This is a genomic window from Moorena sp. SIO4G3, from assembly GCF_010692305.1.
Taxonomy (GTDB): domain Bacteria; phylum Cyanobacteriota; class Cyanobacteriia; order Cyanobacteriales; family Coleofasciculaceae; genus Moorena; species Moorena producens_A.
Map to the genome: position 1 here is coordinate 1 of NZ_JAAHIG010000080.1, position 13,478 is coordinate 13,478.

The 13,478-nt window shown below is 43.6% G+C and carries 9 protein-coding genes and 2 pseudogenes; 8 read left to right on the top strand and 3 right to left on the bottom strand.

Going from position 1 to position 13,478, the window contains the following annotated elements; all coding sequences use genetic code 11:
• Positions 1 to 157: pseudogene (locus F6J99_RS16305) on the bottom strand (IS4 family transposase); the annotation flags it as partial.
• A gap of 462 nt (positions 158 to 619) precedes the next feature.
• Between F6J99_RS16305 and F6J99_RS16310 the strand changes: the two are divergent.
• The 6 genes from F6J99_RS16310 to F6J99_RS16335 all read left to right on the top strand — a co-directional run bounded on the left by F6J99_RS16310 (position 620) and on the right by F6J99_RS16335 (position 9,135).
• Positions 620 to 1,219: a Crp/Fnr family transcriptional regulator gene (locus F6J99_RS16310; protein ID WP_293113836.1), complete on the top strand. Its 600-nt coding sequence runs from the start codon at positions 620 to 622 to the stop codon at positions 1,217 to 1,219.
• 487 nt (positions 1,220 to 1,706) lie between these two features.
• Entirely contained in the window at positions 1,707 to 2,270 is a 564-nt protein-coding gene (locus F6J99_RS16315) for a calcium-binding protein (protein WP_293067184.1), read from the top strand.
• A 796-nt stretch (positions 2,271 to 3,066) separates the two neighbouring features.
• Positions 3,067 to 5,421 carry a DUF4157 domain-containing protein gene (locus tag F6J99_RS16320; protein WP_293113837.1) on the top strand — a complete coding sequence of 785 codons (2,355 nt, stop codon included), beginning with the start codon at positions 3,067 to 3,069 and terminating at the stop codon, positions 5,419 to 5,421.
• Positions 5,422 to 5,519: 98 nt separating this feature from the next.
• Positions 5,520 to 6,053 (top strand): hypothetical protein, encoded by a 534-nt coding sequence (locus F6J99_RS16325; protein WP_293113838.1) that lies wholly within the window; start codon positions 5,520 to 5,522, stop codon positions 6,051 to 6,053.
• Complete coding sequence (locus F6J99_RS16330) at positions 6,046 to 7,812, top strand: GMC family oxidoreductase (protein WP_293113839.1); 1,767 nt, start codon at positions 6,046 to 6,048, stop codon at positions 7,810 to 7,812. The genes F6J99_RS16325 and F6J99_RS16330 overlap by 8 nt, the downstream gene beginning before the upstream one ends.
• A 9-nt stretch (positions 7,813 to 7,821) precedes the next feature.
• Positions 7,822 to 9,135 carry a ferritin-like domain-containing protein gene (locus F6J99_RS16335; protein WP_293113840.1) on the top strand — a complete coding sequence of 438 codons (1,314 nt, stop codon included), beginning with the start codon at positions 7,822 to 7,824 and terminating at the stop codon, positions 9,133 to 9,135.
• Between the two features lie 54 nt (positions 9,136 to 9,189).
• Here F6J99_RS16335 and F6J99_RS16340 read toward each other — a convergent pair whose 3' ends face one another.
• On the bottom strand, positions 9,190 to 9,801 hold the full coding sequence (locus F6J99_RS16340) for an IS982 family transposase (RefSeq protein WP_293113841.1): 612 nt from the start codon (positions 9,799 to 9,801) through the stop codon (positions 9,190 to 9,192).
• Between the two features lie 431 nt (positions 9,802 to 10,232).
• Between F6J99_RS16340 and F6J99_RS16345 the strand changes: the two are divergent.
• Together F6J99_RS16345 and F6J99_RS16350 are read left to right on the top strand one after the other, a co-directional pair.
• A pseudogene (locus tag F6J99_RS16345) lies at positions 10,233 to 11,630 on the top strand (ISKra4 family transposase).
• Positions 11,631 to 11,873: 243 nt separating this feature from the next.
• A complete protein-coding gene (locus F6J99_RS16350; protein WP_293113842.1) occupies positions 11,874 to 12,287 on the top strand; it encodes a response regulator in 414 nt (137 codons plus the stop codon).
• 267 nt (positions 12,288 to 12,554) lie between these two features.
• Here F6J99_RS16350 and F6J99_RS16355 read toward each other — a convergent pair whose 3' ends face one another.
• The gene (locus tag F6J99_RS16355; RefSeq protein WP_293113843.1) at positions 12,555 to 13,460 is read right to left on the bottom strand and encodes an NAD(P)-dependent oxidoreductase; all 906 of its coding nucleotides are present in this window, start codon (positions 13,458 to 13,460) and stop codon (positions 12,555 to 12,557) included.
• Positions 13,461 to 13,478: the final 18 nt, after the last annotated feature.

Below are 13,478 nucleotides of genomic sequence, written 5' to 3' on the forward strand. Positions count from 1 at the left end.
TACTTTCAAATTTAATGGGTAAAGGGAGAGCATTGGCTAATTTTTCTAAATTAACTTTTTTAATTGACTGTAATAGATTTATAAAAATTTTTAAGAAAATATATTCAGCTAGACTCAATTGACTTTTGAGATGGTTTTGGTAGAATTCTGGTAACATTGTCTATAGGTAGGTCTTGTTGCAAATTGAGAGACCTACCTTTTTATACCACAAAATTCTACAAACTTTACATACCAAGCATTTCAGGCTGTTTCGTCGCCCCCCCAGTGCAATTAGACAAAAATTCGCGCAAAAATTACCACACTCCCCACACTTACCGCACCCGGACTCCACACTTCCCACACTTCCCTTTCTGTTTTATAGCACTACGCATTTAGATTAGTACATTCCTAAACTCCGAAACTTATTCATAGCTTACTTCTGACTTCTGACTTCTGACTTCTTACTTGCGCGTAGCGCTATACAACTATGAGATGCACCCTCCGATATTCCTGCTCCTAGTTACTGCCTGGGACATTTTCTGTGTTCAAGTTCTGATTTTTTGCGATCTTTTCCAACAGACATCGGCAAAAATGATTGCTTAAACTATTCACATGTCCTGCCGTACTAGAAGCCTTATTGATGAATCTATTGAAACCTGATAGCCTTCCCCCTGCTCTAAGTCAGGGTGTCATCTTCCAGAATCTGCTTGCTGAACAGAAGCTATTCTACCAGGGAAATTCCGCATCGTCTTTTTTTGTAGTGGAAACAGGGCGATTCAAACTTGTTCACTACACTGAATCAGGGAAAATGGTTACACTCCAGGTGGTTAGAGCCGGTGAGAGCTTAGCTGAAAGTGCTCTTTTCTCAACGGTCTATCCTTACACAGCAATTGCTAAGGTAGCTTCACGAGTAATTGTTTATCCCAAGCAACGTCTTTTGTCAAGCCTTTGCCTTTATCCTGAGTTGGCAGAGAATTTCATGACCATTTTGGTTAGACACATTCACTCCCTCAGAGTCCGTTTAGAGTGGCGAGAAATTCGGACTGCTCACGACCGGGTACTTCAATATCTACACTACTTAGCTCAGTTCCGTAATCAAACGGTTCTCAGCTTAGACCAACCCTTCAAAGAAATTGCTGCTGAGCTAGGTTTGACTCCCGAAACCGTATCACGAGCTTTGATGCAACTGGAGAAAACAGGAGCAATTACTCGTAAGAGGCGTTTGATTACCTTAATTTAAAATTGAAACTTGAAAATTTAAAATGGTTAATTGTCAAGAGTCAATTAACCATTAAGCATTAACCCTTGCCGTGAATCACTTCATATTCACGGGACGAGCTCTTACCTGTCCAAAACTTGATTTGAATCAAGTAAGTCTAATTTGTTTCTAATTTTTATTTTTGACTAATAATTTATAATTGCTTACTCTAACACTTGATTTTAATCAAGCAAGTCTAACTTTTTTATAATTTGTTTCTAATTTTTATTCAAGTATAAAAACTTATAGTTAATATCAAGTCCGGTTAAACACTCATCCAAGCAGGTAGTAGTTACAACGGTTTACTCATAGTTAATTGTTGATGGTAACGTCCATTAATTCCCATTAATTCCCCTTAAATACCATTAACAATTAACGATTAACAATTAACGATTTACCTGAATAAAACCTGATTAACCGGACTATTACCTGTTAGACCAAATTCAAGCTAAAACAAGGAGAGAATTAAATGGCAGCAACATTAAGTCCAGGTAGCACAGCTCCGCTATTTATAAGCGACTTTGAGGGTGCAATGTTTTTTGATAGCCCTCAAGAGGGTGGAGGTGTATTCGCCGTAGGACAAGAAGATCAAACTAACATTTTTATTTTTGGCGACGGTAATGATGTAGCAGCTGGCGGCGATGAAGTAGATATAATCATGGCTGGAGCAGGAGACGATAACATCCAAGGTGCTGGAGGAACTGACTTTGTCTTCGGCGGTCTCGGAGATGATATTGTTCGAGGCGGCTTAGGAGATGATGTTGTTGTTGGCAATGAAGGATCCGATGTTCTGATCAGTGGCGGCGGCAGCGATATCTACGAGTTTTTCGCAGATCAGTTCTTAGAAGGAGACTTGGATATTATCCTCGACTTCGAGGTAGGAAGTGATGCGATCGTAGTTGTAGGCAGCACTGATGTAAGTTACGATGCCTTCACGGGCTTTTTATCGGTTGATGGATCGGAAGTTGCAGTATTAAATAGGGGGTTAGATATAGACGTCTTTACCAGAACCAATTCCGCTGTAGTGTTCTAAAACGTAAGCTATCAGCTATCAGCTATCAGCTATCAGCTATCAGCTATCAGCTATCAGCTATCAGCTTATGCGCTACGCGGAGGCTACGCGAACAGACCAATTAAAGTAGGGTGGGCAAAGTAATATAATCTAGAATACTCAAAAGAAGCAAACTGTTTTTGCCCACCCTACAAGCTGCTATCAGCTATCAGCTATAAGCCATTCGCGTAGCGTGGCCAACGGCCAAGGCTGACCGCTGACCGCTGACCGCTGACCGCTGACGGCTGAATGCTTACTCTAAAACAGTTTTCCTCAGATGCAAGGGTTGTGTTTTAAACAGTGAAAAGATTCTTGGCATAATTAGGTTTTGATACAGGGCATTATTAGCTTCCGGCAACTATAGCAACTCCAGTATGTCCCCATTGCCATTTGGTGTGGGGACTTTTTTTCAGTAACTCTAATCATTACAGGGTAAACGCATCTTAACTTTTCCTAAAAGTATGGTATAATTGAAAGGTTTATAACCCCCCAAAAAAATTCCCGTCCAATCAACGGTAATTTATACTAAACTAAGTATTTTTAATTGATTTTTCCGAAGCTCAAGGGAGTCTTTTGTATATTTATTTTAAACTACATTTTTAAGTGCGGAATGTGTGCTACTCTTGTTGTAAGAGGGGGGATTCCTCCGCCCGAATCGTAGGGAAAGCTGTTCGCCCTGCGTCATAGTTCAAAAATAGGGTTTGTCCTATTTGTCTATGTTTTTAGGAACGGTAGGAGCACACAATGCAAGTGACCAATTAACTAAGCGAGGCGTAATATGTTGTATCAACGAATCCACAAATCCTCCTCCTGGAATCCCCCAACCCAGGCAAAAAGCTCTCAGTTTGCTCCGCGCCCCTTTGCTGTCCAAGCGCAACAGAATTCCCATACACCGCCCACCCAGGATGAAATAGAGAATGAAGCTTTCGACCAGAATAAGTTTGAAGCATTTGGACTCCAGCTTAAGGAAAAGAATGGCACGATTACGCCTGTAGAGCAGGAAAGATTGGGTGTGTTGCAAGCCAAAATGAACGATTTCTGGGCACAGAGACTGGAAAGGGCATCGCGGTTCGGTCACAACTTTGCCAATATTCCGGTTCGTTCTCCTGACAAACAAGTATCAGCACCTGTTCGGCCTCAGCTTGCTATTCAACCGTTAAGAGCCAATGTTCCTCCACAATCCACGCAAGGGCCGATCGCCTCAGCTCGAAACGGGGAGATGGGTTTGGTACAGAGGGCGTTTCAGGCAAGAATTCCCCAAAGTCTTCAAGTTCCACCGATACAGGCAAAGTTAACCATTGGACAACCAAAAGATAAGTACGAAAAAGAGGCAGATCGGGTGGCATCCCAGGTGGTACAACAGATCAATACTCCGGCTTCTACCTACTCAACCCAAGATCATTCTGTACAGCGAACCGCAGTACCTGAAGAGGGAAAACTACAGGCTAAGTTAACCCTACAGCGAGGAGAAGCGATCACGGGCGGGGAAGCTTCATCGGATTTGGAATCTGCGATCGCTCGTGCGCGGGGGGGCGGGCAACCGTTAGATCCAGGCTTGCAGGCGCAGATGGGTCAGGCGATGGGAGCAGATTTTAGTGGAGTACGGGTGCATACAGATGCTCAGTCGGATCAGTTAAATCAGTCGATACAGGCGAAGGCGTTTACGACGGGGCAGGATGTGTTTTTTCGGCAGGGGGCGTATGCGCCGGGTAGTCGGGGGGGGCAGGAGTTGATCGCCCATGAATTGACCCATGTGGTGCAGCAGGGGCAGGTTAAGCCAACGTTGAACGTCAATGGCGTTGCAATGAAAGAAGGTGTCAGTGTGGAAAATAACGGTGTGGATGTGAGGACCAGGAGAAACGGTAAAGAAAGACAGATCCAAGATAGAACTTTGAGGAAAAACTCAAGCATATCAGTCCAACCCCAAGCAATTGTTTCTCTGTATACAACGCCCATCATTCAAAGACTGACTGATCCACAAGAACTAAAGGAACTGGAAGCATTTTACTTGCGAGAAATACGTGCCATCGGCAGTCCAACCTCCCAGCAGAACCAAGCCGTATACAATCAAGCGAAACAAGAAGAAAACCTAGAAAATGCAAAAAAAATCATTAGAAGTCATATAAAATCATGGCACCAATTTATTGAAGACGAGGCTTTTGATGAGTCCAATGCTGTTGATATCGTGAGCTCAGTTGATATCTCTTCTCTAACGACAAAAAACCTACAACATTTTACTTATGCGAAGTTTAAAACATTATCAATCCAAGATAGATTGTCAGTCCTCAAAAGCTTGCAAAAAATTGCTGGTGTTAGTGATACAGAATATGCATTTTTTAAAGAACGGGCAAGTCAAATGTCCGAAGATGAACAAATGGGCGTATTTTATCGATATCACAAATTTGCTGACGATCCCGCATCAAAACAGATCGTAGAGGGAGGAGGGTTAAACAAAAGCCTGATTTCCGAAAAATTTCAAAAAAAGGCGATGATCAAACAGATTAAAACTCGAAAAGAAGGTCTAGAGTCTCTAAGTTATACCCCACAAAAGAGGGTAGAACAGATGGAGCGTTTTCAAGCGAATGCTTTTTCAACACCCTTTATTGCTACTACCAAGGATTTAGCTTATGCGTATCAGTTAGTACAAGAATATCCACCTAGTTCTGGTCAAATTGCGACTATTTTGGAAATCGTAGGTCCATTAGCGAACACCTTTGACTTCGAGAGCGAATTTCAAAGTCTGAATCAAGGTTTAGAAGAAAACAAGTATCGAACAAATCCCGATCGTGCGAAGGATGCCGAACAGGCAGAATATGGTATTCCTGACCTATATCTTCGCATGGGCGAAACTAGTCCTATGGGATTTCGGGTAACAGGTATGCGGTTTCCAAACGAAGTTAGCCTAGTGAAGAAAGAGTCAAGGCTGTTTCTCTGGTCACTACAGAATATTAGAAAGATTGATTTGTCTGGAGCAAAGCTATCTCAAGAGATATTGAAGATGTTGCTATATGCCATTGAGAAAGATGCTCTGCCCAACCTGCAAGAGTTGAATATAGGAGAGAACTCCTTAGCTGAAGGAAGTCAAAAGTTTATTCTGTTGAAAGGTATAAAGTTGATTAGCCAAGAATTATAACTAGAAGATTGGAATGGAAATAAAACATCCCTAGATTAATCTAGACATCAAGTTAAATTAATCCCCTTTTTTATAATATATAGGGGAATGTTAGAAAAATGATTCTGAAAGCACAAATGAATGAAGACATAAACAATGATGTAAATATCTCGGAAGAAAGACTCCAGCGATTTATCCGAATATCCGAAGTCTTACTAGATGAAAAAGATCTGCCCGATAAAACGGCTCAGTCTTATTTAAAAATCGTTTTAGAGGTAACGCCAAACTACTATGGACCCGGTGATCGCTACGAGCGAAGACTAAATTCCTCTTCCGATCCAGATCCATTCGATGCACTTTGGGAGGTTTTTTGTCAGTTAGATGCCGAAGGCACCGCCGATCTGGAAGCACAATTGACGGCCACAACTGCTGCAGATACTGTCCTAAATAACCTTGTGAAGAACATTATCATCATTTGGTACAACGGCTATTTAGGCGATCGCATGCCTCCTTCTGAAACCTATCCAGATGCCCTGGTATGGAAAGCTATTGGTGCGAATCCACCAGGCATTCCTGGACCGTACTACGGACATTGGGCTTATCCTCCCATTAATCCAATTTGCCAACCGATTGATAACGCCAAAAATGACTGACCGCAAGGATGAAAATATGGCACTTGAGAATAAAATATTTGATGTTGTCATTGCTGGTGCAGGTGTAGCTGGTGCATTAATTGCACACAAGCTTAGTCAAGCTGGATTGAATGTATTGATCCTTGACGCTGGAGATCAAACTTTTTTCGATCAAGAGACAGGTAGTGATCTGCGACAGCCACTCCTAGAACGTTTTTTCACAAACCCTGTCAAGATGCCTAATGCGGCTTTTCCCGATCTGGATTATGCTCCTAGTCCAACCCAAACAACCCTCAATAAATATTTCGTGCAGAAAGGCCCCCTTCCTTTCCAAAGCTCTTATACCCGTATGGTTGGTGGTACGACCTATCACTGGCTTGGGACTGCCTTGCGATATGTACCTAATACCTTTCAAACAAAAACTGTATATGGCATAGGGGCTGACTGGCCGATCCGTTACGAGGATTTACAGGACTGGTACTGGCATGCGGAAAAGGCGATAGGAGTATCTGGAAATAGCAACGTAGATCTTGGTGCCCCCCGTAAGCCTGACCATCATTATCCTATGCCCGAGATTTTGCCTACATATAACGATCGGAAAGTACGTGAGGGAACCCGCAACCTTGAATTTGAGGGCATGCCAGTTGACTTCGAATCGACTCCACAAGCGCGCAACTCCATACTCTACCAAGGACGACCACCTTGTGCTGGAAGTGCTAACTGTATCCCAATTTGTCCCATTCAGGCAAAATACGATGCTTCTGTTCATCTAAAATGGGCGATTAATCCCAAGCTCAATCCTGAGAGTTGTAGTCAAGCTAAGGCAGTAACTCCCCTATTTGGTGCCGTTGTGACAAAGGTTTTGGTAGATCGGGACAAATGTGTGTCTGGTCTCAAGATTAAGCAGCCTGATCACAGTGAACTCACAATAACAGGACGACTTTATGTACTGGCCATGAATGCTATGGAGACTCCAAAAGTATTGTTGTGGTCTGCCACTGAATCGTTATCCAATGGCGTAGCCAATAGCAGTGGTGTGGTGGGACATTTCCTGATGGATCATGATGTGAAGATTACTTATGCTAAACTTCCAGAACCCTATTATGTGTTTCGAGGACCATTGAGCAGCTCTGGTTGTGAGTCATTGCGAGATGGGGCGTTTCGGAAGACAAGATCTGCTTTTCGGATCGAGCTCCAAAATACAGGAACAAGCTGGGCTACAGGCTCGCCATTTACAAATGTCATCAATTTGGTAAATCAGGGGTACACAGGCCAAAAACTACGAGAACAACTAGCCTGGGAGGTCAGCACTCAAATTGAGTTAAATGGCTTATTGGAGCCAGAACCAAATTATAACAACAGCGTCAAACCATCTGACTCTCTCTTTGACCCATTTGGTATTCCGAGACCGGAGATTCGATATAGCGTTGGAGAGTATGCCCGTGCTGGAACTAAAGCCTTTGTTAAGGTTGCCAATATGATTTGCGATCGCTTGGGAGCAACTCATTTTTCTGAAGTACCTGGATGGTTTGGTGCGGGGCATGTAATGGGTACACTCCGAATGGGTAACGACCCTAAAACTTCCTGCTGCGACAGTTATGGACGTACTCACGATCATCCTAACCTTTTCCTGACTGGTAGCGGTCTTTTCCCCACTGTTGGTTCAGCCAATCCCACTCTGACAATTGTGGCAGTGGCCCTTCGAACTGCGCACCATATTATTGAATCATTTCAGAATAGCCCAGAAACTACTACAAGTAACCAAACTAAAGGATGGTAGGGATTGAGTATGCCAACAGCTATAAAATCACGAGAAGAACTCATTCGTCAGCTGTCCATAGCCTGTGAGCTAGAACATGGCCTTTGCCTCCAATACTTGTTTACTGCCTTTACATTGAAAAGCAGCTTGAACGAGGGTGGTATGACGATGGAGGAGTTTACCTACGTCAGAAAATGGAAAGCAAACCTGCTTTTTATCGCCGCTCAGGAGATGCTTCACCTGTCACAGGCTGGAAACCTCTGTGCGTCCATCGGCTGTGGCATTAATCTCCTACGTCCTAACTTTCCTCAAAGGCCAAGTTATTACCCAACTAATCTCCCCTGGGGGCTATGGCCATTTTCACAGGAAACAATCATTTTGTATGCTCTGTATGAACGGCCTGTCCAATGGAAGACAGCCCCTCCCTCCTGGTTACCTGACGATCCGTTCCGAGAAAATACCTTTCAGCAACTGTTAGCAGATGCACCAATACCAAAAGATCCCTTTGGCCATTTACCGGACTACTTTGAACGCCCTAAAGCCAACTCCTACAAAACTATCGGTGAACTTTATGATGCCATTGCTTTAGGCTTTAAAGATATTCCTGGAGAGTTGATCGTTGGACCTTGGGAGGCGCAGGTTTCTAGTTCACTAGTTGATTTGCCGCAGCTAATCCAAATATCTAACCGGGAAAGTGCTCTTCAGGCCATTGAACTCATCATCTCTCAAGGAGAAGGGGCACCCTCTGACAGGATTGACAGCCATTTCGGATTTTTCGTACAAATGTACTCAGAATATGCCCAGTTAAAATCACAGCGCCCTGAGTTTGAGCCAGTACGGGATGTGCAATCTAATCCTCTGTCTAAGCTCCATGTAGACAATTCTTTTCCAGGCTGGCGACTAATTCACGATCCCTACACGAGAAAGGTAAATAATCTCAATAATAATGTTTATGAGCTTATGCTTCTCATGCTTCGTCATACATTCAATGGTATTTCTGACCCAATAGCGTTCCGACAAGCCCTTGCCTCTGCATCTTTGCGGCTTATGACAGGGGTGATAGTTCCTCTAGGGCAAACCCTGACCCAACTACCCATGGGAAATGATGGTTCTCCTGGTGCTGCAACCAGGGCTAAATATGCTGGGCCGGGATTCGAAATTGAGCGTACATTGCCAGATTTACCATTCTCATCAGCAGCATGGCAATACTTTGAAGAACAATTGGGATTCCTTGGAGAAGCTTCGCATAACCTGTCACTGGTGCCTGATGCCCCTGAAGTAATCACTTCAGTCACTCTGACATTACGACAGATTCGTAATCAACTTATACAAATAGAACGATAACCCCAGCTCGATTGACAAAACTAAGAAGCCTGGGCCTACGTGAGTTCGACGAGCTCAAAAAACAGCCGGAGGAAGAGCAGGTAAGCCTTTCACCTCTAAGTCAAGAGAAGGTTTTACCGGGTGATAGGTGTAAGCTATCAATCCTCCTAGTAAATTTACCAGAAAATTCCAGACACTGCGATGTCTAGTATGCTGAATTTGGCATATATTCTTTAATTGATGATTAACAGACTCAATTATCGCCCGTTTACGCAACATAATTCTATCTATCAACGGCATAAGCCTATTTTTCAGGTTTTTGCGACAACGATCAATTAGTTGTAGTCCTCTTTGATACAGTTCTTCAAATAGAGATTGAGACACATAGCCTTTATCGCCAAAAAGCTTACCAATTAAACCCTGAGTTAAGTCAGGCAAATGTTTTCGATCATCAGTGTTAGCGGCAGTAAGCTTAAATGCTAATAACTCACCTCTATCATTGATAATCAGATGTAATTTAAAACCGTAGTACCATCCGATAGAGTTTTTTCCCCATTGAGGCAAATCGCCAAACACTTTGTGGCTTCTAGCACGACAAGGATGACAAACTTCAATGGGCGTGGAATAAACAAAAGCTATTCTCGTATTCTCTCCCATCCTGGTCTTGAGAAAACAGGATAACAACATTAAAGACCAAGGAATTAATTATACAAAGCGATTATAGCTGACTAAATGAGGAAATTCTCTTCGACCGTGTGGCAAAACATGGTTTAAATAAAATTCTTTGAAGGTTTTATAGCCTGAACCATGAAAAGCAATAACAATGGTCATGACTTCACTGACACCTAGGGCGCATCTAGCGGTTGGGGGAGGGCTTAAAAAAGGTGAGCGCTAATTATAAGGTATAGTAGATCATCAGAATGGAAACTTAAATAATCTGGGCTCTACCGAACATAGTATGTAGAAAACCGCGCTTATTGCCGACTAGGTCTGATTGGAGGGTTTATTGATAAAAAATCATTCTATTAAAAACTCAAACTCCCGCCCAATCAGGATTATACTAATTATTTCATAACATTTTTACACAGCAAGTTCGGTAGAGCCATAATCTGGAGGCAATGATCCCAGATTTGTTAGAACAATTTGACCTTAATGATCACTCGTGGAAACAGCACTTCCGTTCGCTCAGAGAATCTTCGTCTTTGGAGTCAATAGTCTGGGCTTCATGGCTTCTGGCATTAGCTTTGGCTAAACAACTCCTAGAGCAGGAACTGGCCAGACGCGCCCAATTGCCGACTTCATGGACTAGCTGTACCAAATGTGGCACTCGCTTACATAGTAAAGCAATGCGACCGCGCCAGATACAGAATTTAGTCGGTGTTGTCCATTGGCAACGTCGAGTGGGGCGTTGTCCAAAAGGTTGTCAAGGTTCTCAGGTAGTACCGTTGGACATCGCCCTTGGAGTTAAGACCCATCAGCAGACAAGTCTAGAATTAATACGACTAGCATGTTTATTAGCGGTATTTGTTCCCTTTGAGACAGTGACAGTAATAGCTCAACGATTTACAGGAATTCAACTAAATGCGCAAACTATTTGGAGTTGGGTTCAGTTGCTAGGGAAACGGGCTATGGATCAGCTTCAACAGGAAATGGCACAACTAGCCTTAGGGCAAGAGCCAAATCCTGAGCCTCTCTCGGAGACCTTGGCCCAAATGCCTCGGGTAATAGGGGCAGATGGGGTAATGGTACCAATGCGACCTCATGAAGGCCAGCCTAACGGTTCAACTAAATGGCGGGAAGTGAAAGTAGGGATTTTGGTTCGATTGGGACATCATCTTAATCGCAGGGGACGATAAATCTGCCGACTGCATCAGCGACGTAAGGTAGCTGTTTTGGGAGATATTGATGCTCACAGCCCACGTTTAATGTTGGAAGCGTTACGACAAGAATGGCAAAAAGCTAAGACGGTCCTGTGGATTAGTGACGGAGCTAAAGGATTCTGGTGACTTTACCATCAATGTTTTTCCCCGGTGGCGATCTCCGAGGGTACCCCAAAGCAGTATGCTATTTTAGACTTTTACCATGCAGCACAAAATCTCTGGAAAGTTGCGGGAGCATGTTTAGATGGTCGCACAAAGAAAGCACGTCAATGGTTTAAATTAGTAAGACATCAGCTACGTCACGGCCAATCTGAAGAAGTTATAGCCCAGTTAGCTCATACCATTGATTTCCGACAGTTTCCTACTTCTGTTTTGAATACTCTTGTCAATGTTCATAACTACCTTCAAAACCATCGTGAACACATAAACTATAAGGAATTTAAGGCTAATGGTCTGCCTTTGGGTAGTGGAATGGTAGAGAGTGCCTGTAAGTGGTTGATTCAACAACGTTTCAAAGGAGTAGGGATGCGGTGGAGTGAGAGCGGTTTTAATCATCTGCTACATTTACGACTGGCTTGGGTAAACGGACGATTTGATCAATTCTTCTCTTCTGAATTAGCCTCCCCCAACCGCTAGATGCGCCCAATGCTGAGATAGCAACTCCAGTATGCCCCCATTGCCATTTGGTGTGGGGACTTTTTTGTCGTACTTTAGCTAAAGCTACTTTCACATCCTGTCCGCTTGAATACTTATCTCTAATTAATTAATAAATGCTTAAATACCCTAGGAATTGACCAGCAAAGCATCCGGAATAGCTAACTTGATCAAGTAAATTACTTGGTGTAGAAACAGGTAATGCTTTACCCAGCAGACTACTCTATGACTAAAAAAATCTTGATCGTTGATGATGAACCTTATATGAGACTCCTGATCGAGCAAACCCTGGAAGACCTGGAAGATGAAGGGGTAGAATTACTCACCGCTGAGGATGGTGAAGATGCTCTAGAGCAAGTTAAGTCAGAGCAACCTAATCTGGTATTTCTGGATTTAATGATGCCGAAAATGAGTGGGTTTGATGTCTGTAATCAGATCAAAAATGTTCTGTGTATGAACGATGTTTATGTGATCATGCTAACGGCTAAGGGACAGGAGTTTGATAAACAAAAGGGCAAAGAAGTCGGCACAGATATGTACCTCACTAAACCCTTTGACCCTGATCAAGTGTTGGAAAAATCTCAAGAAATACTTGGTATAGCGCTACGCTTAGCGTCAGAAGTCAGAAGTCAGAAGTAAGCTATGACTAAGTTTCGGAGTTTAGGAGCGATGCAGAGGTGCGACCCGTGGCGAATTTAATTCGCCAACGGAAAGCGCACCTAGGCGGTCTTGGGGGTTTCCCCCACTCGCGCTTTGCATCAAGACAATGTCAAACTAAATGCGTAGTGCTATATCACCGCTACTAGCTGAAAGCAGGACAGATTTCCCGAGCCATCACCAATTTATCAAAAACTCATCTACTGTCCTGGGTTAAGTGGATAACGGTATCACTAAAGCCATCATGCTTCAGCTTCTGAATTCGCCGTAAGCACGGATCATGGCTTGAGTTCCCTGTTCACCTCCTGTACCACTGTCAAGTTGTTGAACAACTTTGAAAAGACGGTCAGCTAATTCAACTCCAGCTAAATCCAGACTAGAAGACTGGAGGCTTTCGAGTACAAGCCTGAGGTCTTTGACCATGTGCTTAATCATGAAACCAGGCTCAAAGTCAGACTCAGCGACTTGTTGCCCTAGGTTCGATAACGCCCATGACCCAGCAGCACCTGTGCTACAAACCTCAATAACTAAATTAGGGTCAATTCCTTGATGTTCTGCCAACTTCATTGCCTCGCATAGGGCTACCATATGGACAGAACAAAGCACCTGGTTGCACAGTTTAACTGCTTGACCGCTGCCCACCGGACCGCACAGGCGAATGGTTTTGCCAAGAATTTCCAGTAAGGGTTTACACTCCTCGAAGTCGGTCTGCTCGCCTCCAAGCATAATGGTTAGGGTACCATTTTTGGCTCCGATATCCCCACCGGAAACTGGTGCATCGAGAAAACGTAGGTTGTGCTTCTTTAGTTCCCCACTGATTTCCTGGGCTGCATTTGGTCCAATGGTGGTGAAATCCACAATTAGGGTACCGGGTTTGGCATACTCAGCCACTCCCTCAGCTCCCAGCATAACCGCTTCCACATCTGGGACATCCCCCAAGCAAGAAAAAATTATGTCAGCTGACTCGACGGCTTCCCGGATGGATGACACTACCTTGGCTCCAGCATCAGCAGCAATCTTCACTCCTGGACGATCGGGGGTGCGATTCCAAGCCATAGTGGGGTAATTACTGGTGGAGTAATCACTACGGGCAAGATTGGCTGCCATATATCCACCCATAACGCCGAGACCAAGAAAGGTAAGATTGCTGTTCATGCTGATTCCATTAAGTCC